Here is an 18,347-nt window from a genome sequence, read left to right as displayed (position 1 = left end):
TCTACTAGATACGACTCGGGGTAAATTTGAAGAATATCTATAGATATGCACCCGAACCATTCAAATTAAACCGAGAATGAACAAAGGTCAAACCAAAAAAATGCAACAAACTGAAATGTTAGTACTATTAAAACATAATAACCTAGTAGGTTTACGTTAACGTAAACTGCATAATTTAACCTATAACGTTATGAATAAAAAGAATTTTAGAAAACACGTAAGCGCTGGGTTACTTTTTTTTAACAACAATACGAAATTGTTGTTGAAATAAAAATAATGAATTTTTTTACAAATACAGTGTTTGGGTAAAAAATTATTCTAAGTGACTAAGTATTCATTTTAACCATATGACCGTTAGCCAAATTGTGTATAAGAATTTTTTGAGTTACTGCACAAGTTTATAGCCAAGTTGAATCGTTAGACTGTTTTATTGATTTAGCACCAAGACAGGTGCTTATCTGCTCATTACACTGGCAAACTTTTTTGTGATAATGGGAATAAATTTTGGGTTTAGACGATTACGTTAATACGTTTGGTGCGCATTGCAAACGTTTATATGGTCAACGGATTAAAAAATTAACCATAGATGCCCAATTTACCTGCCCTAATCGCGATGGCACGTTAGGAGTAGGCGGTTGTACTTTTTGTAATGTGGCCTCTTTTAGTGGACAACAAGACAGTATTCAACCTATTGCAAAGCAATTAGCCGAAGGAAAAGTTCGTGCGAATTCAGCTAAAAAACAAACCATACCCATAAGCGTGGTACCCACTCCAGTTGCAAAGTATATTGCTTATTTTCAAGCATATACCAGTACTTATGACGAATATAAAGTCCTTAAGCAAAAGTACGACCAAGCACTCGAAGATGCTGATATTGTTGGACTTCATATAGGCACTCGTCCTGACTGTGTGCCTAATGAAGTACTTGATTTACTGGTTGAATATCAACAAAGAGGCATTGAAGTGTGGCTAGAGCTTGGTTTGCAAACGGCCAATGATCACACGTTAAAGCGGATTAATCGTGGACACCAACTAGCAGAATATCGTCAGACAGTTAAAAATGCCCGTACGCGAGGAATTAAAGTGTGTACTCATTTGATATTAGGCCTTCCAGGTGAGACTTCTGTTGACTACTTTAATAGTTTACAAACGGTATTGGGCATAGGGGTAGATGGATTGAAACTACATCCTTTACATATTGTTGATGGCAGTATTATGGCAAAGCAATGGCGATATAACCCTATGCAATTGATGAGTCTAGAAGAGTATGCATCAGAGGCCGCTAAACTCATTCGCCATACCCCAAAAGAGATTATCTTTCATCGTGTGACCGCTTATGCCAAAAAGCCAATGTTACTTGCGCCTGATTGGTGTGCTTTTCGTTGGGATGGTCTTGTTGCTATTGTTAATGAGTTACGTGATTTTGGTGGCCAAGGCAGTGCGTTGGCATTAAGGCAAAGCAAAATTGCTTAATGCAGATTGAATCAAGTTATCGATAATTATTTTTCTGAGTATGTGTAAGGCTCAATTTTTATTGAGCACAACAATTGATAACACTAAATGAGCGTGATCATTATTGCCACTAATTGAGTAAAAGATTACCAGTTTGAAGTGTTTTTAAACATTGGTGATACCATTTGAGTAGCTATGTTAATCAAATGTAACTTTTTATCATTAAATCGCGCTTATATATTAGCAAGTCTTGCATAGGGGATTTTACTCGGTATTATATTCGCAATTTTATAGAGTTAGATATTTTATAGAGGCGCTATTATGGTCACATCGCAGTTAGACTCAATATTGGATCTCAATACGCTTGAGCAATATATCAGTGCCATAGGTGCTGGGACGTTATTAAAAAGCGTAGTGTTATTCGAGCAGCTAATGCCTGAATATATCAGTAGCTTAGTCAAAGCTGGTGATGCGAATGATAAAGAAACCTTATGTGCAGAAGCTCATAAATTTAAAGGTGCTGCAGGATCTGTGGGCCTAAAACGCATTCAGCAATTTTCACAGTTATTACAACACGGTGAAGAAGCTCGATGGGAAAACGAGCATAAAGTATGGCTTGCAGAAATTGTTGAGTATGCTGCACAGGATTTACAACAACTGAAAGTATACTTAGAAGCGAGAGTTTGAGCTTAAGTTGTGTGGATAGCACAATTGATATTTATTATTGTCTGTTAGTGTGTTGCGCTAGTAACTAAGACTATTTTTTGAAATGCCTCTGACTAAAGAGGCATTTTTTATGGGTGAAAGTTGTGCTTTATACATTAGCATCTTGTTATTTCGCCAAATTTAATTCATTATTTGGATTAACATAGATAAGGGCAATCGTTTATATGAAAAACCTTCCAAGCCTCAAAAACCTATATTATTTGGTTAACTTACATCAGGAGCAAAATTTCAATCGCGCCGCTAAGGTGTGCTTTGTTAGCCAATCAACACTTTCGAGCGGAATCCAAAATCTTGAAGAGCAATTAGGTTATCAGTTAATTGAACGTGATCATAAATCTTTTATGTTTACGGCAATTGGTGAAGAAGTTGTTGAGCGCGCTCGTAATATTCTGACGAACGTTGATGATTTAGTTGAATTGGTGAAAAACCAAGGCGAGCCGATGACAGGTGAAATTCGTTTAGGCTGTATTCCAACGATTGCGCCTTTTTTGCTTAGCCGTGTGGTCAAGTTATGCCAACAAGATTATCCCAAACTGAGTTTGTTATTAAAAGAAGATACGACTGAGCGGCTGTTGGATGCATTAGCGAAAGGTGAGTTAGACCTGTTGATCTTAGCATTACCGGTTGATACAAGCGGTTTTCACAGTATGAAAGTGGGTATTGATCCATTTAAAATGGTGATGCATAAAGAGTTATCAGAGAGTATTGTTCAACCCATTGATTATCAGAAAATGCCTGATGAAAGTATTTTTTTACTTCAAGCTGAACACTGTATTACTGGTCATGCAATTACTGCGTGTCAATTAGGTGATAGTGCCAAAGTGAACCCGTTTGCGGCTACAAGCTTACATACCTTAGTACAAATGGTAAACAGTAAACTGGGTACTACGTTTTTACCACAAATGGCAATTGACACGGGTATTTTACATGACACCGATTTGGTTGCGATAAATCCACCAGGCGAAGCGCCTTACCGCGATATTGGTTTAGTATGGCGACAAACTACCAGTCGTATTTCGACATTTAGAACGTTAGGAACAGCAATTCAGAAAAAGCTATTAACTCAAGAATTGCCTAAGTAGAAAGAATACATTAAAGAAAATCAGTGAGCTGGTTTGATTGGAGCAACACCATACACTTCCGTAGGGTGTTGCTTACCTTTAAGGATAATGGGGCCTAAATCTGTCAGCTCGTATTGACTGTTTTGCTGTTCTAATCGATGAACAACATCACCAGATAACAGCATTCTTTGTCCGAGGGGATTACATTGGTCTTGGAGCCTTGCCAACGTATTGATGACATCACTAAAGAAACTAATTTCTTGTTTATGAACTCCCACTACCGCAGCTACCACTCGACCACAATGTGCAGCCGCTTTAAATTTTGGCACAAAACCATATTGTTGTTCAAAATACTGTCTTTGCCACTGCAGTTGCTGACAAAACTCAAAATAAATATTTAAGCAACGATCGTGTTTAATACCTTGTTCTAATGGCCAGTGGATTAATACCGCATCGCCCATATACCGATAAATTTCAGCTTCGTTATCTGTCACCGTGTCCGCCAGCATACTAAAGCTATCTTGGATTAAACGGCTAAAGCGATAATCGCCTAAGGTTTCAGCATGTGCTGTTGATGACACCATATCAATAAACAAAAATAACTGTTGCTCGTAACGTGGTTTATGGTATTTACCAAGACCAATGTTGAGTAATACTTTAGGCCCTACTAATAGCGACATTTGTTCAATAAATGCCAAACTGACTCGAACCACAACGAGGTAAACCACTAATGCTTGGAATGATGGACTGTAAATAATTTCAACAGTGAGCATTTGTCGTAATGTGACCATGTGGTTATCAATGGCCCACATGTTTAAAAATTGCGTCACGTACGCCAATGTTGTTGCCCCGAGTAACAAGAACAACCCTTTAAACACTACGGAAAAAAGGTAGGGTAAGCGGCTGATGGCACTAAAATCAGCAATCAGATTTGACATCCAATGCAAGCTACCAAAAATGACTCCCATAAATACGGCTAGCATGGCTAAATCGCCATTACCAATTGCCCATTCTGGTAGTTGTGATGATTGTGAGTAGCGAAAAAAAACGAAAGAAGCCATTGCTACACACCAAGCAAAAATAGCGAACAATAATTTTTGTGTTTGACGGCGTGCTTTCACGGAGAAGGTGGTTGCCCAAATGATGGAGTGTATAAGGAGGGTAGTGTATAGAAGAATTGTTCAAATGTGATAGTTTATTTGTGATTTAGATCCATAGTAGAGTGTAAAAATGTGCACAAACGCAAATTTTTAATCTTGTTAACGTTGCGTGAACCCATAATTTCACCCTATTATGAAAATTCATTGGTTAAAATTTGCTGAGTAAAGTCAATTTTTAGGTAAAAACCACGTGGATTAGATAACTGTATGCTGCCATCTTCTGCAACACTTTCGGTTAGCACTTTACTATTTGCCGCCTTAGGACGTAATTGCAATACCTCACCTTGACGAGCGGTAATTTTATCAACCTGACCGAGGACAATAAGTTCCATTATTTCTTCCCAATCTTGTTGTAATTGCTTGGCTTGTTGCGCCGTGGGTTGCCATAAAATAGGGGTGCCAACGCGACGTTCTCCCACTGGTATACTCCGTTCTCCTTCAACTGGCACCCATAGTACACGCTGTAGTTTGTGGTAAACCACACTGTTTTCCCACGTCATACCTTGAATGTTTATCAGTGGTGCGACTGTGACATAAGTTGTTTCGAGTGGCTTGCCTTTGTGGTTAATAGGAATTGTTTTGAGCTCAACACCCAAATGTAGAAAGTCTTGCTCAGGTTTTGATCCTGCAAGTGCTCCTAATTCAGATTCGATCAATTGCCCGATCCAACCTTTATCACGCCGTAAGTCAGTAGGGACCATGATGTTATTATCGGAAGCAATGTCAGCTAAACGAATACCTGCCATATTGTGGGCTCGTTCCATTAACTCGTTGAGACTTAAGGGCGATGATTTTGCCATGAATGTGTATTTGCCTTTAAAAAAGATATGAGTGGTCGATCAAACTCGTCAAGCTATGCTATCAAGTAATATTCATCGATAACAAGTTTCGTTATTCATTTGGCGTTGGTTGAAAAAACACCGCATCCCTGCCGTTTAAAATTGCTTGATTGAATTTTTGTTTAATTACATGTTTTTAAATGGATTTTTACATTACTCCTGTTTTGTTTATATAGTTGTCCCAAGTTACACTCACTTTCCCCTACATTTTGCACATAGTTATCCACAGTTTTAATGGATAACTATAATAAAATTTGTCTTTAACTGATTAAAAACACCAAGTCAACGCAATAAAATGGCTTTTTGGTGGGTTTAATTTAAAAAAAGTCTTGTTATTTGTGTATAACTTAAATTGCTTAATCAATGATTTGTTATCTAAAATCGTATTGGTTGATTTTCAATCAATTCGATCGATCCGTTATTCATTATGTTTAAGTTCTCATTTAAATTATTGTTTATTATGGTTTATTTTAATTTTATTATTGCTTGTAGAAAAAAGTATCTTGTTAATTTTTGCCTTGTAATCAAGCTTTACCAAAGTTTCGAACAGAGATATCCACAGATTTTGTGGATAATCTATGATACAAAATTATTCACTTGTTGATAATTTTGATTTATTAACATTGTTATTCAATTATTCGTAGTAAATAGAGGTTTGCTGATAGGCATGCTTTGTGAAACAATCAGACGATATAAAATTTAGTAATTTTTGGAGTCCATGTGATTGATAGCGACGGCTTTCGCGCAAATGTGGGCATCATTATCTGTAATAAATTTGGGCAGGTTATGTGGGCCAGACGTTTTGGTCAACATTCATGGCAGTTTCCACAAGGTGGGTTAGATGATGGCGAATCTGCGGAAGAAGCTATGTATCGAGAACTCTACGAAGAAGTGGGGCTTAGACCTGAGCATGTTCAAATTTTAACGTCCACACGTTCTTGGTTACGTTATCGTTTACCTAAGCGTTTGGTTCGCCAAGAAAGCAAACCTGTTTGCATTGGCCAAAAACAGAAATGGTTTTTACTACAATTAAAAGGTCACGAAAATAGCATTAACCTCAATTCGTCCGGACATCCCGAGTTTGATGATTGGCGTTGGGTTAGTTATTGGTATCCTGTTCGTCAGGTAGTGTCTTTTAAACGCGATGTATATAGAAAGGTAATGAAAGAGTTCGCATCGACGACATTAGCGCTGCAAACGCGCGAGTTTAGTAAGAAACGAGGCAAACAACGGAGTTAACTGATTTCAAAGAGGATTGAAACAGTGTTAAATATGCTCAGGGATATCACTCAAGCTGTTGCGAGATCCAACAGCCTCGAGAGCGCATTAAATATTTTAGTCTCACAAACTCGATTAGCGATGGCTACCCATTGCTGTTCTATTTATATCCTTGAGCAGCAACATTTAGTATTGTCGGCCACAGAAGGGCTTAAAAAGTCTGCAGTTGGTCGTGTCAGTATGCCATTATCTCAAGGTTTGGTGGGCTTAGTGGCAGAACGGGAAGAAGCCATTAACCTTGCCGATGCTCGTCTTCATCCTCGTTTTAAATTATTCCCCGAAGCTGCAGAAGAAGAATATCGTGCATTTTTAGCTGTGCCGATCATTTTTCAAAAACAAGTCGTTGGTGTCATTGTTGTTCAACAGCCTGAATCCCGACAGTTCAGTGAAAATGAAGAAGCCTTCCTAATGACTCTAGCCGCTCAACTCGCAGTGGTTGTGCGCAGCTTGAAACACAAAGCGGCCGTTACAAATGTGCAACAGCAAGTGGTTTTCAGTGGTGTGAAAGCCTCCAGTGGTATTGCTATTGCTCATGGCCTGGTTTTAGGTGGTGTTATTTCACTGGAGCAAGCTGAGGTAATCTGTACTGATATAGATGTTGAAACTCAGCGCTTAAAATTGGCTGTGAATCGTTGTAAAGACATGTTGTCTTCAATCTCACAACGTTTTGAACGTGAAAAATCTGCAGATGTTGCCTCTATTTTTATCGCATTTCAATTATTGTTGGATGATTCTAGCCTTGGTGGTGAATACATCAGAGAAGTGGCTTTAGGTTGGCAGGCTGAGTCCGCGGTAAGCCGGGTGTCATTACGTTATATCGAACAGTTTTTGGCAATGGAAGACCCTTATCTAAAGGAGCGAGCTAGTGATATTCGCGAATTGGGGCAAAAGCTACTTCGCCAACTGATAGAACCTGGCCGGTTAGAGTTAGAGCCTGAAAAACCCATTATTTTAGTCGCAAAAGAAGTGGATGCCACTTTATTGGCTGAGTTTCCTCGGCAAAAGTTGGCTGGTATTGTCACTGAACGTGGAGGGGTTAATGCCCATGCGGCTATTTTAGCGCGCGCTTTGGGTGTGCCTGCAATTATTGGTGTTGATAATGTTCTATCAATAGACATCGATCAAAAACTTTTGGTGTTGAATGCGAATCGTGGCCAGTTGCTGGTGTCACCATCGCCAGCAGTAATTGAAGAATATCAATTATTGATTGATGCTGATGTTGAAAAACAAAAGCAATTTTCTGCAGAGTTGAGTTTACCCTCTATAACCACAGATGGTAAGCGGATACATTTATACCTTAATGCTGGACTGCTTAGTGGTATAGCCTCTGAAATTGCTGAAGGTGCTGATGGTATAGGTTTATATCGAACCGAAATTCCTTTTATGTTGCACCAACGTTTTCCGAGTGAAAGTGAGCAAATTGATGTATATCGACAAGTATTAAGTGCGGCAGGTGATAGGCCTGTTGTGATGCGTACTTTGGATGTAGGCGGTGATAAACCGCTGCCGTATTTTCCGATTAAAGAAGACAATCCGTTTTTAGGTTGGCGCGGCATACGTTTATCCCTGGACCATCCCGAATTATTTCTAGTGCAATTACGCGCGATGTTACAAGCTGCTGGTAATGGTAATCAATTGCAAATTTTACTGCCAATGGTGAGTAATCTTGATGAAATAGATCAAACATTAAAATATTTAGAACAAGCATTTTCAGAACTAAAAAAAGAATTAAATGTTATTTTGGTTAGGCCTAAAATTGGAGTAATGCTCGAAGTGCCGGCATTATTGTATCAGTTGCAAGATGTGGCTAAACGAGTCGATTTTGTATCGGTGGGGAGTAATGATTTAACCCAATATTTATTGGCTGTCGATCGAAATAACCCTAGTGTGAGTTCATTATTTGATAGCTATCACCCAGGTATTTTACGAGCGCTTAAACGAGCCGTTGACGAATGTAAACTGTATGACTTAGATGTCAGTGTTTGTGGTGAACTTGCTGGTGAGCCTTATGGTGCGTTACTACTTGTGGCAATGGGCTATAACAAACTCAGCATGAACCAAGGTAGTTTAGCTAGAATCAATTTTTTACTTAGACGAGTATCGAAGCAACAATTGACTGAGTTGTTGAGCTCTATTTTACAGCAGTCAAACGGTGACCAAGTTCGAGGATTATTAGCACACTTTTTACGGTCACATAATTTGTTAGAGTTAATTAATGTAGATTAACAATACAATTGAATCTTTGGTGATAACTCTTGGCGCTGTTTCACTATGGTTTATTTCAGTCAAATGCCATATAAGGATGTTATCGTGGATAGTTTGATACAAGTCTTTGTCATTTGTCTTTTATTAGGTTCAGTGGTGGGTTTTTTAGCTGGATTGTTGGGTATTGGCGGCGGTTTAATTATTGTACCGGCATTATTATACATTTTACCTTCAGTGGGCATTGGCTCGTCACAAATCACTCAGGTTGCAATTGCTACATCATTGGCGTCAATTATTTTAACTTCTATGTCTTCGGCAAGTGCTCATCATAAACGCGGCAATATTCCTTGGAAGTTGTTTAAGCCTATTTTCCCCGGGATTGTTATCGGTTCATTGGCATCGGCATTTGTGTCTGAACAAATCGCATCAGATGATTTACAACAGGCGTTTGCGATTTTTGTAGTGTTGATGGCTTTCCAAATGGCGTTTCCGTTTAAGGTTAAAACGGGTGGCAGCATGCCCAGTTTTGGCGTCTTGTTTCTCGTCTCTTCAGCCATAGCGTTAATAGCTGGCTTAATGGGGATTGGTGGTGGTGTATTACTGGTGCCATTCCTGTGCTATTGCGGATTACAAATGCGCCAAGCAGTGGGGTTTTCATCGGCAACGGGGATGCTTATCGCGGTCTCTGGTACGGTAGGCTATATTATTGCTGGTTATGATGTGCCGAATTTACCGGAGGGATCGGTTGGGTTTATTTACTTACCGGCCTTAATTGGAATTATTATTAGTTCAATGTTGTGCGCGCCAATCGGTGTAAAAGCTGCCAGTACTTGGCCTACACCGATATTGAAAAAAATCTTTGCAGGTTTACTTGTCGTAGTCGGGGTCAAATTACTATTGAGTTAATCCTTATCCGCTATAAAAACGCCTTTATCAATGTAAACAAAGGCGTTTTGGTTAATGAATTAAACAGCGAAAGGGTATTTGATCGCGTCGTGATGTTGATAATCTTCAACACTAAAATCTTCCAACGTTACCCAGGTTTCAATGTCTTTTAATGTTTTAATCTTGGGGTTAATAATCAACTTGGGGGATGCAAAGGGTTCCCGTTTTAGTTGAATATCGCGCATTGGTGCAAGTTGATCTTCATATATATGGCCATTAACAATTTTATGGTATGCCTTACCGGGTTTATGACCAGTAATTTGAGCCATTAGCGCGAGTAAGACATACACTTGTACCATGTTGAAATTTAATCCTAATGGAACATCACAACTGCGTTGTGTACTGTTTAGGTACAAGGTATCTCCAAGCAACGAAAAATGGTGTTCGTACATACAAGGACGTAAGCAACCTAGGTCAAATGCACCTGGGTGATAAAATGTTAAAATCTCACCGCGGTTATCAATACCGTTGCTGAGGTCATCTACAATTTGTTGCAGTAAATCGACATGGCCACCATCGGGTTTTGGAAATGCACGTCCTAATGCGCCATAAATAAGCCCCATATCGTCCGGCCCTTTGCGGTTTGGGTTATCTAGCCAGGCTTGGTTTTCATTGGCATTGGCATCCCACGTTTTAGTGCCTAATGCCCTAAAATCAGCAGCATTTTGATAGCCACGTAAATAACCCAGCACTTCTGCAATGGCAGATTTCCAAAAGCTTTTACGCGTGGTGACGAGTGGAAATCGATTATTGGCAACGTCATAAACTAAATCGGCATTAATGACAGTTAGGCACTTTTTGTTTGTTCGTGCATTATTAACCCATTCGCCTTCATCGACAATACGCTGGCACAAATCTAGATATTGTTTCATCTGTTTAATCCTTTTTACTTTTATAGATTATACCCAAACGATGATTAATTTACACCGACTAATCTGTAGGTTATGGCTTAATCTACGCTATGTTTAACAATGTCAGCATGACTGGAATAAAAATATAAAGAAGTCTTGTAGAAATTTGATACCTCGGAAATACCGAGTTAATATCAAGAAACAATCGATTATTATTGTTTCAATGATTCAGATAGACTTAGGTTACTGTTTTTTAGGAGTGTTATATGGAACGTGCAATTAAAAACTTCTTAAGCCAAGAGTCTGCGGGCGGTATTTTATTAATCGTTGCTGTCGCATTGGCGATGATTTTAGCCAATTCACCGTTAGCGGGTGTATATCAAGATTTCTTAAGCACAGAAGTGCAGGTTAGAGTAGGTGATCTTGATATCGATAAACCGCTTTTACTGTGGATCAATGATGGCTTGATGGCATTATTCTTTTTATTAATCGGTTTAGAAGTAAAGCGCGAATTACTTGAAGGTGCTCTGTCGAGCGTAGCTAAGGCATCATTGCCCAGTTTTGCTGCAATTGGTGGTATGGTATTTCCGGCATTATTCTACTTAGCATTTAATTACTCAAACCCAGAAACTCAGATCGGCTGGGCCATCCCTGCAGCTACTGATATCGCCTTTGCGCTAGGTATTATGGCACTGCTCGGTAGTCGTGTGCCCGTTGCGTTAAAAGTGTTTTTGTTAGCTCTGGCGATTATTGACGATCTAGGAGTCATTGTCATTATTGCTCTGTTTTACAGCACTGATTTATCTATGCTTAGTTTGGTTATTGCCGCGGTATCAATCGTGCTGATGGTCGCACTGAACAGGAAAGGAGTCAGTTCAATCTTGCCTTACGGTTTACTCGGTTTTGTTTTGTGGGTTGCAGTATTGAAGTCTGGAGTACATGCGACATTGGCCGGAGTGATTATCGCATTTTGTATTCCACTTAGAGCAAAAGATGGTTCTTCACCGTCGGAGCACTTAGAACATAAGCTACACCCGTGGAGTGCTTTTATGATCCTGCCGGTATTTGCGTTTGCGAATGCAGGTTTGTCATTAACCAATATGTCATTTGATACATTTGCTGAACCTATCACCCTGGGTATTATCATGGGTCTGTTGTTAGGTAAGCCTATTGGAGTGCTGCTATTTAGTTATTTAGCGGTAAAACTGAAGCTAGCTGAATTACCACCAGGCATTGGCTGGAGGCATATCATACCGGTTGCTGTTATGTGTGGTATTGGCTTTACCATGTCGGTGTTTATTGCTTCGTTAGCATTTGAAAACTCACCCGCTGCATTTGGTGATTATGCAAGACTAGGTATTTTAACAGGATCGTTATTTGCGGCTGTGATTGGTTACTTTTGGTTAGCCAAGGTACTGCCTGAAAATGGAGTAAAATCATGAAATTGAATAAATTAACCTTTGGAATACTACTGAGCAGTTTTGTTATTCCTGTATCGGCTGAATCATTTAATGTTTGTCTCGAATCATCTGATTCCCCGACTTGCCAAAGTTATCTAGAAGGTGTGGTAGATGGTGCATTAATGTATCGGGATGATTTGGCAAAGAAAAGAATTGATCCTAACGATTACGAGTCAAGAGCACTAAAATACCGAGCTGGAAAACGTTATCAAACGGCGAATTTGAATTATTGTTCTAGTCATATACCGGTGAAATCTGAAATTGTATCAGCACTCACAGAGCAGGTATCGTTAAACAATGTCAAGAACAGTGATGAGCTTGAGTCAGTGATCACTAGTTTAATGGATTGCCGCTTGAGTAGATAATCAGGTTATTTATTAACGCAGCCGTTTGGCTGCGTTTTTTATGGTTAATCTTGGCTAATCAATATAGTGAACTAACTATGCTGAGCTAATATTGTCGTTGATTGGTATAGATTAATGAGTAATAGAAGTAGCGGTTTATTTGCTATAGTAGTGTGAGTGAATTTTGTTAGGTTTATGATTGATATGCAGCATTTAAATTATAACCATTTATATTATTTTTGGATGGTACAAAAAAAAGGCTCAGTGACTAAAGCCTCTGAAGTATTATGCCTTGCTCCTCAGACTATTACTGGTCAGATTCGCTCATTGGAACAAAGATTGAAAGGAGCTGTTTTTAAGCGTGTCGGGCGTAACTTGGAAGCAACTGAACTAGGCGAATTAGTCTTTCGTTATGCCGATAAGATGTTCAGTCTTAGCTATGAAATGCTCGATTTACTCAATTATCAGAAAGAAAATTCGTTGTTATTTGAAGTTGGTATTGCTGACGCTTTGTCTAAGGCACTGGTTAGCCGGGTCTTATTAACTGTAATACCCGATGATGGTTCGGTGCACTTAGCGTGTTATGAATCAACTCATGAAAGTCTAATTGAACGTTTACGAGAGCATAAGCTCGATATGATTTTATCTGATTGTGCGGGTGGTTCGTTGAAGTATCCCGAGATATTATCGAAAAAGCTTGGCGAATGCGGTGTCAGTTTTTTCTCGGCAGAAACTATTCCACTTCCATTTCCCGCCTGTCTTGAGCAGCGTAAATTACTAATACCGGGTAAGCGGACGTCATTAGGACAGCAATTGCATGGTTGGTTTGCTGAAAAAAACCTTAATGTTAGTATTTTGGGAGAGTTTGACGATGCTGAAATGATGAAGGCATTCGGTTATTTTAATAGAGGTATTTTTGTGGCACCGTCTATTTATCGTCATGATATACTGTCGCAAGGGATGGTATTACTTGGTGAAACTACCGATATTAAAGAAGAATATCATGTAATGTTCGCCGAGCGAATGATCCAACATCCGGCGGTAAAATCTTTATTAGCGACTGATTTTGGAGATTTATTTGCTGGACGAGATCAGCAAGTACAAGATTTTGAAAACCGTATAAGTTAGCTTGTGATATAGACATCAGGAGATTTGTGTTGGAATTAATGAATATAGCTCGTGTACGTTGGGCATGCCGACGTGGAATGTTAGAACTCGATGTGTTGTTGCAACCTTTTATTGAAACTCAATACGAAGTCATGACAGATAATGATAAAAACACTTTTATTCGTTTATTAGAGTGTGAAGACCCTGAATTATTTGCTTGGTTTATGGGGCATGAGCAATGCCAAGATCAACTGTTAGCTGACATGATAGTTAAAATTCGTGGAAGAGCAGCTCCTTAGTCCTTCGATTGACTCTCTGCTCAATACCAGCACTCATATGCGACAATTTGCATTGAGTGCTTCGTTATTACAACGTGGTGCTTGGTTAATGTCACTGGCCATAGTATCAAGTAGTTTCTTGGCTTGGCCTCACTATCCTTCTTTTATATTCTACATTGTTCAAACAATATTATTTATTACCATGATCATCATATTTGTATTGGGATGGCGCAGGTTGTCTCATTGGCATTGTGTGTTTTCATTGGGTAATAACGGTGCTGGTACATTAGTATTGACGGGCAACAGTGAGCCTAATAAATTCAGATTAACTAAAAAGCCATTTATTAGCCCATTATTGTGTTTACTTTATTTGCAGTTGCAAACGGGTGAGAAACAGTTGTTGTTGGTATGGCGTGATATGTTAGACGACACAGCATATCGTAATCTGTGTCGTCTTTTATTAAGCCATTAATGGCATGGATTATTGTCCATGTGCTGGATAATGGTTAATTACTTGGCTGCAAAATGGTTGGTTTAGGATTGTCGATTTGTTCAGGATAATCAAGATTGTAATGCAAACCTCTACTTTCCTTACGTTTCATGGCACAGCGAATAATAAGTTCTGCTACTTGGACCAAATTTCGCAGTTCTAATAAATTATTACTGACCCGGAAGTTTGAATAATACTCTTCAATCTCTTGTTGTAGCATCAAGCATCGTCTCAATGCACGCTCTAGACGTTTGTCTGTGCGAACGATACCAACGTAATCCCACATAAATAGACGTAGTTCATGCCAATTATGGGCAATAACAACCTCTTCATCTGAATTGGTTACTTGGCTTTCATCCCATACCGGCAATGGATCTGGCATAGCGATTTTGTTCAGTTGGCTTTCGATATCATGTGATGCTGCACGGGCAAAGACTAAGCACTCTAATAGTGAATTACTCGCTAATCTATTTGCACCATGTAAACCAGTATAAGCCACTTCACCAATGGCATATAAGCCATTAATATCAGTTTGACCATGAAGATCTGCCATCACGCCGCCACAAGTGTAGTGAGCTGCTGGAACAGAAGGTATTGGCTCTTTAGTAATATCAATACCAAATTCTAGACAACGATGATAAATGGTCGGGAAGTGTTTAATGATAAAGTCTGCGGGTTTATGGCTAATGTCTAAATAGACACAGTCTACCCCTAAACGTTTCATTTCATAATCAATTGCGCGGGCGACAATATCCCGTGGAGCAAGTTCTGCACGTTCATCAAAATCAAGCATAAAACGACTACCGTCAGGGCGACGTAAATAAGCCCCTTCACCACGAAGTGCTTCAGAGAGTAAGAAATTTCGGGCATTAGGATGAAATAAGCACGTTGGATGAAATTGATTGAACTCCATATTGGCAACTCGACAACCTGCACGCCACGCCATAGCGATACCATCACCGCTGGCAATATCTGGATTTGAAGTATATTGGTATACTTTTGAACTTCCGCCAGTGGCAAGTGCAACAAATTTTGCTCTAATGGTTTCAACATGTTCTGCATCGCGATTCCATACATAAGCACCAATGACACGGTTACCCGGTCGATGCAATTTGCGCGTCGTAATTAAATCAATTGCGTTATAACGTTCTAATACTTGTATATTGGGGTGGGCGAGTGCACGTTCTTGTAATGTGGTTTGAACGGCTTTGCCCGTTGCATCTGCAGAGTGTAAAATGCGTCGGTGGCTGTGGCCTCCTTCACGAGTAAGGTGATAAGGTGCCTTGTTGTTATCATCTCCAGTTAATGTTTCTTCTTTATCAAATGCGACGCCGCAATTAATTAACCATTGCATTGCACTTTTGGCGTTTTCTGCGGTGTATGTCACAACAGATTTATCGCATAATCCAGCGCCAGCTATTAAGGTATCGTTGACATGTGACTCTATAGTGTCGCCTTCATCGAATACAGAGGCTATTCCACCTTGAGCATATAATGTCGACCCTTCGGATAATGGGCCTTTGGAAAGAAGAATTACTTTTGATTTTTCAGCAAGATGTAGTGCTAAAGTTAGTCCAGCAGCACCGCTGCCGATGACCAAAATGTCAGATTGGTGTTCAACTGCTTGTTTCATCAGGTATCATGGTGTGGCTTTGTGGTTTGATTATAGTAGATCAAATTACTTTGGTAGGATACTTTTACAACGATTTTTATTGTGATTTTGCTTAGATGGTTTGTATGTAGGTAAAATTAATTAACTTTTTTTAATTAAATATCGAACTTTTTTCATATCAGTAGGTCTACTTATATGAACAGGATTCGAGCGACTGAGAAATCAGTATTACAGATTTAGGAGTAGTCGGCTCGGATGAGTGGACAATATAGTGATCAACAATTAGTTGAGCGAGTACAGCAAGGCGATAAAAACGCATTTAACCTGTTAGTGCTGAAGTATCAAAATAAAGTGATGAGTTTGATTTCTCGATATGTGCGCAATCAAGCGGATGTGGCGGATGTTACACAAGAAGCCTTTATTAAAGCATATAGAGCGTTAGCTAATTTTCGTGGTGAAAGTGCATTTTATACTTGGTTGTACCGTATTGCAGTAAACACTGCAAAAAACCATCTTACATCACAAGGACGCAGGGCTCCTGCAAACGACGTTGATGTAGAAGATGCAGAATATTACGACGGCAGTGATGCACTAAAAGAGTTTGCATCACCAGAGCGGTTATTAATGAAAGATCAAATGAGTAAGGTGATCTTTGATACGCTCGATACTCTGCCTGAAGAGTTAAAAATGGCAATATCGCTCAGAGAGTTAGAAGGAATGAGTTATGAAGATATTGCCAATATAATGGATTGCCCAGTCGGCACAGTCAGATCGCGTATCTTTCGTGCTCGTGAAGCAATCGACAAACAGCTCCAGCCTTTGCTGGAAAAGTAACAGCCTTAACGTTAGACAGGTGAATAATGCTTAAATCAAGTCAAGAGTGGGTATCTGGTGCAGTTGATGGCGAAGTCGATGATAAAACATTGGCACAACTTTCTGCTGACGTTGATTCACATGATGAATGGCAACGCTATCATATGATAGGCGATGCAATGCGCGGTGAGTTGCCGGCAACCATTGACTTAGACCTTTTTGCAAGTATCTCAGCAGCGATTGAGCTTGAACCGACAATCATTGCACCTCAATCTAAGTCGAATCAAGTTGTAGAACAAGCGAGTCCACGTTCAAATGTGGTCCCATTTTTCAAGCAGTTAGGTCAATATGCTATTGCTGCAACTGTTGCTATGGTAGCCATTGTGGGAGTGCAAAACGTTAACCAAACCAATGATGCAGAATCTCCTTTACCTGTATTAATGACGCGTCCTTTGGTGGGCAGTGTGTCTCCGGTAAGTTATCAAACTGGTGCAGTGCAAAATCAGCAAAGCTATTCTAATGAACAAGTGATAGAGCAGCGTCGTCGTATTAATGCTTATATTCAAGATCATATGTTGCAACAACGCTTAAATCCAGGTGTTGCAGTTGATGGAAATAGTGTGCAAGATGCTGCGGTAAATCCATAATCCGTTGACAGAAATCTTGTCTTATCATGTTAGGAGTTAGCTTGCGTCTTATCCTGCTAGCAATGTTAGTGTTATCTTTTTCGACATACGCTGAAGATGATTTATCAGCAAAAGCTTGGCTTAACAATATGAGCCAAGCAATGCACGATAAACAATTTAAAACCTCCATTATTCAATTACAAGCCGATCATATTCGTCCGCTTGTTTATATTCATGGCATTGTCGACAATAAAGAAGTTGCTTTACTTGAATACCTTAATGGCCCTCCCAAAAATGCGGTACGAGTTGGAAATACTGTTACGTTTATAGAACATGACCAGCAGCCGTATAGTGTCATTGCACCTCGTATTCAAGGTGTTTGGCCTGCAGCTTTATCTGGTGATTTAAGTCAGCTTGAAAAAGGTTATCAATTTGTTATAGGTGGTCGAGCTCGTATTGCTGGACGTCCAGGCCAAATGATCCGTTTAATGGCAAATGATGACAATCGTTATGATGCTCAAGTGTGGATTGATATGGACACTTATTTGCCATTACGGTTTGATAGCCTCAACAAAGACAAACAATTACTTGAACAGACCATGGTCATCGAACTGATTGAATTAACTGAGCCCGCTTCTATTTTAGTTGAAGCTGCGAAGCAAGAATGGCCAGCCGTGATGAACCAAGCCGAACGTACAGATGGTAAAAACTGGCAATTTACTTGGTTGCCACAAGGTTTTGATGTTGTCGTTCGCGATCATCACCGTTTGATTGGAATTCATGAGCCTGTTGAATATGTGGCATTAACAGATGGATTAGCGAATATTTCTGTTTATGTTGGTCGGTCAGGTGAAAATCCAATGCCAAATGAATTACTGATCCGTAATGGTTTGTCTATGGTGGTAGTGCAAGTGGGTGCTCTTGAGGTGGTAGCCATTGGCAAGGTACCTTCTGAAACCTTGGATAAAATTGCCAATAATTTAGTCTTAAAATAAACAATCGCTGATTGATAGGTAAGCCGTGACGCAATGTGATTGTGCCACGGCTTACGTGTTTCTGGTGAAAGATATGAAGGTTAAGTGATATACCTTAGCGGTAAA

At 39.5% G+C, this 18,347-nt stretch carries 18 protein-coding genes; 14 read left to right on the top strand and 4 right to left on the bottom strand.

Annotated elements, in window-relative coordinates:
• Window positions 1-504 precede the first annotated feature (504 nt).
• The 3 genes from FCN25_RS04465 to oxyR all read left to right on the top strand — a co-directional run bounded on the left by FCN25_RS04465 (window position 505) and on the right by oxyR (window position 3,260).
• Window positions 505-1,473 (top strand): TIGR01212 family radical SAM protein, encoded by a 969-nt coding sequence (locus tag FCN25_RS04465; protein WP_137222357.1) that lies wholly within the window; start codon window positions 505-507, stop codon window positions 1,471-1,473.
• A 300-nt stretch (window positions 1,474-1,773) separates the two neighbouring features.
• Entirely contained in the window at window positions 1,774-2,139 is a 366-nt protein-coding gene (locus FCN25_RS04460; RefSeq protein ID WP_137222355.1) for an Hpt domain-containing protein, read from the top strand.
• Between the two features lie 203 nt (window positions 2,140-2,342).
• Window positions 2,343-3,260 (top strand): hydrogen peroxide-inducible genes transcriptional activator OxyR, encoded by a 918-nt coding sequence (oxyR, locus tag FCN25_RS04455; RefSeq protein ID WP_137222353.1) that lies wholly within the window; start codon window positions 2,343-2,345, stop codon window positions 3,258-3,260.
• Window positions 3,261-3,280: 20 nt separating this feature from the next.
• Here the strand turns inward: oxyR and FCN25_RS04450 are convergent, their stop codons facing one another.
• Window positions 3,281-4,300, bottom strand: a complete 1,020-nt coding sequence (locus tag FCN25_RS04450) for an adenylate/guanylate cyclase domain-containing protein (protein ID WP_240778446.1) — start codon at window positions 4,298-4,300, stop codon at window positions 3,281-3,283.
• 230 nt (window positions 4,301-4,530) lie between these two features.
• Window positions 4,531-5,199, bottom strand: coding sequence for a DNA mismatch repair endonuclease MutH (gene mutH / locus FCN25_RS04445; protein ID WP_137222349.1), 669 nt, complete (start codon window positions 5,197-5,199; stop codon window positions 4,531-4,533).
• Between the two features lie 759 nt (window positions 5,200-5,958).
• Between mutH and rppH the strand changes: the two genes are divergently transcribed.
• The 3 genes from rppH to FCN25_RS04430 all read left to right on the top strand — a co-directional run bounded on the left by rppH (window position 5,959) and on the right by FCN25_RS04430 (window position 9,627).
• Window positions 5,959-6,477 (top strand): RNA pyrophosphohydrolase, encoded by a 519-nt coding sequence (gene rppH, locus FCN25_RS04440; RefSeq protein ID WP_137222347.1) that lies wholly within the window; start codon window positions 5,959-5,961, stop codon window positions 6,475-6,477.
• Between the two features lie 24 nt (window positions 6,478-6,501).
• On the top strand, window positions 6,502-8,742 hold the full coding sequence (gene ptsP / locus FCN25_RS04435; RefSeq protein WP_137222345.1) for a phosphoenolpyruvate--protein phosphotransferase: 2,241 nt from the start codon (window positions 6,502-6,504) through the stop codon (window positions 8,740-8,742).
• An 84-nt stretch (window positions 8,743-8,826) separates the two neighbouring features.
• Window positions 8,827-9,627, top strand: a complete 801-nt coding sequence (locus tag FCN25_RS04430; protein ID WP_137222343.1) for a sulfite exporter TauE/SafE family protein — start codon at window positions 8,827-8,829, stop codon at window positions 9,625-9,627.
• Between the two features lie 59 nt (window positions 9,628-9,686).
• Here FCN25_RS04430 and FCN25_RS04425 read toward each other — a convergent pair whose 3' ends face one another.
• Complete coding sequence (locus tag FCN25_RS04425; RefSeq protein ID WP_137222341.1) at window positions 9,687-10,538, bottom strand: thymidylate synthase; 852 nt, start codon at window positions 10,536-10,538, stop codon at window positions 9,687-9,689.
• A 245-nt stretch (window positions 10,539-10,783) separates the two neighbouring features.
• Between FCN25_RS04425 and nhaA the strand changes: the two genes are divergently transcribed.
• The 5 genes from nhaA to FCN25_RS04400 all read left to right on the top strand — a co-directional run bounded on the left by nhaA (window position 10,784) and on the right by FCN25_RS04400 (window position 14,178).
• Window positions 10,784-11,959 (top strand): Na+/H+ antiporter NhaA, encoded by a 1,176-nt coding sequence (gene nhaA / locus FCN25_RS04420; protein ID WP_137222339.1) that lies wholly within the window; start codon window positions 10,784-10,786, stop codon window positions 11,957-11,959.
• A complete protein-coding gene (locus FCN25_RS04415) occupies window positions 11,956-12,342 on the top strand; it encodes a hypothetical protein (RefSeq protein WP_137222337.1) in 387 nt (128 codons plus the stop codon). Before nhaA ends, FCN25_RS04415 begins: the two co-directional genes overlap by 4 nt.
• A 183-nt stretch (window positions 12,343-12,525) precedes the next feature.
• Window positions 12,526-13,449, top strand: a complete 924-nt coding sequence (nhaR, locus tag FCN25_RS04410; RefSeq protein ID WP_137222335.1) for a transcriptional activator NhaR — start codon at window positions 12,526-12,528, stop codon at window positions 13,447-13,449.
• Between the two features lie 29 nt (window positions 13,450-13,478).
• Window positions 13,479-13,727 carry a succinate dehydrogenase assembly factor 2 gene (locus FCN25_RS04405; RefSeq protein ID WP_137222333.1) on the top strand — a complete coding sequence of 83 codons (249 nt, stop codon included), beginning with the start codon at window positions 13,479-13,481 and terminating at the stop codon, window positions 13,725-13,727.
• Window positions 13,708-14,178 carry a protein YgfX gene (locus FCN25_RS04400; RefSeq protein ID WP_137222331.1) on the top strand — a complete coding sequence of 157 codons (471 nt, stop codon included), beginning with the start codon at window positions 13,708-13,710 and terminating at the stop codon, window positions 14,176-14,178. Before FCN25_RS04405 ends, FCN25_RS04400 begins: the two co-directional genes overlap by 20 nt.
• Window positions 14,179-14,212: 34 nt before the next feature.
• Here FCN25_RS04400 and nadB read toward each other — a convergent pair whose 3' ends face one another.
• The gene (gene nadB / locus FCN25_RS04395; RefSeq protein ID WP_137222329.1) at window positions 14,213-15,829 is read right to left on the bottom strand and encodes an L-aspartate oxidase; all 1,617 of its coding nucleotides are present in this window, start codon (window positions 15,827-15,829) and stop codon (window positions 14,213-14,215) included.
• Window positions 15,830-16,063: 234 nt separating this feature from the next.
• On the opposite strand from nadB, the gene rpoE reads away from it, so the two are divergent.
• Genes rpoE through FCN25_RS04380 form a run of 3 tightly spaced genes read left to right on the top strand, consistent with a single transcriptional unit; the run spans window position 16,064 to window position 18,242 of the window.
• Window positions 16,064-16,642, top strand: a complete 579-nt coding sequence (rpoE, locus tag FCN25_RS04390) for an RNA polymerase sigma factor RpoE (protein WP_137222327.1) — start codon at window positions 16,064-16,066, stop codon at window positions 16,640-16,642.
• 26 nt (window positions 16,643-16,668) lie between these two features.
• A complete protein-coding gene (locus FCN25_RS04385) occupies window positions 16,669-17,268 on the top strand; it encodes a sigma-E factor negative regulatory protein (protein WP_137222325.1) in 600 nt (199 codons plus the stop codon).
• Between the two features lie 41 nt (window positions 17,269-17,309).
• Window positions 17,310-18,242, top strand: coding sequence for a MucB/RseB C-terminal domain-containing protein (locus FCN25_RS04380; RefSeq protein WP_137222323.1), 933 nt, complete (start codon window positions 17,310-17,312; stop codon window positions 18,240-18,242).
• The last annotated feature ends 105 nt before the right edge of the window (window positions 18,243-18,347 follow it).

Origin of the sequence: Shewanella sp. MEBiC00475, assembly GCF_005234075.1 — a bacterium.
Lineage (GTDB): Bacteria > Pseudomonadota > Gammaproteobacteria > Enterobacterales > Shewanellaceae > Shewanella > Shewanella polaris.
The sequence above is the reverse complement of the archived record's forward strand: the minus strand, read 5'-3'. Positions and strand labels throughout refer to the sequence as shown.

Excerpts from the sequence above, each read along its gene's own strand:
- nhaA (WP_137222339.1), top strand. The coding sequence starts at position 10,784 with ATGGAACGTGCAATTAAAAACTTCTTAAGCCAAGAGTCTGCGGGCGGT.
- FCN25_RS04385 (WP_137222325.1), top strand. The coding sequence starts at position 16,669 with ATGCTTAAATCAAGTCAAGAGTGGGTATCTGGTGCAGTTGATGGCGAA.
- mutH (WP_137222349.1), bottom strand. The coding sequence starts at position 5,199 with ATGGCAAAATCATCGCCCTTAAGTCTCAACGAGTTAATGGAACGAGCC.
- FCN25_RS04415 (WP_137222337.1), top strand. The coding sequence starts at position 11,956 with ATGAAATTGAATAAATTAACCTTTGGAATACTACTGAGCAGTTTTGTT.
- nhaR (WP_137222335.1), top strand. The coding sequence starts at position 12,526 with ATGCAGCATTTAAATTATAACCATTTATATTATTTTTGGATGGTACAA.
- FCN25_RS04425 (WP_137222341.1), bottom strand. The coding sequence starts at position 10,538 with ATGAAACAATATCTAGATTTGTGCCAGCGTATTGTCGATGAAGGCGAA.
- FCN25_RS04460 (WP_137222355.1), top strand. The coding sequence starts at position 1,774 with ATGGTCACATCGCAGTTAGACTCAATATTGGATCTCAATACGCTTGAG.
- FCN25_RS04450 (WP_240778446.1), bottom strand. The coding sequence starts at position 4,300 with ATGGCTTCTTTCGTTTTTTTTCGCTACTCACAATCATCACAACTACCA.
- nadB (WP_137222329.1), bottom strand. The coding sequence starts at position 15,829 with ATGAAACAAGCAGTTGAACACCAATCTGACATTTTGGTCATCGGCAGC.
- oxyR (WP_137222353.1), top strand. The coding sequence starts at position 2,343 with ATGAAAAACCTTCCAAGCCTCAAAAACCTATATTATTTGGTTAACTTA.
- rpoE (WP_137222327.1), top strand. The coding sequence starts at position 16,064 with ATGAGTGGACAATATAGTGATCAACAATTAGTTGAGCGAGTACAGCAA.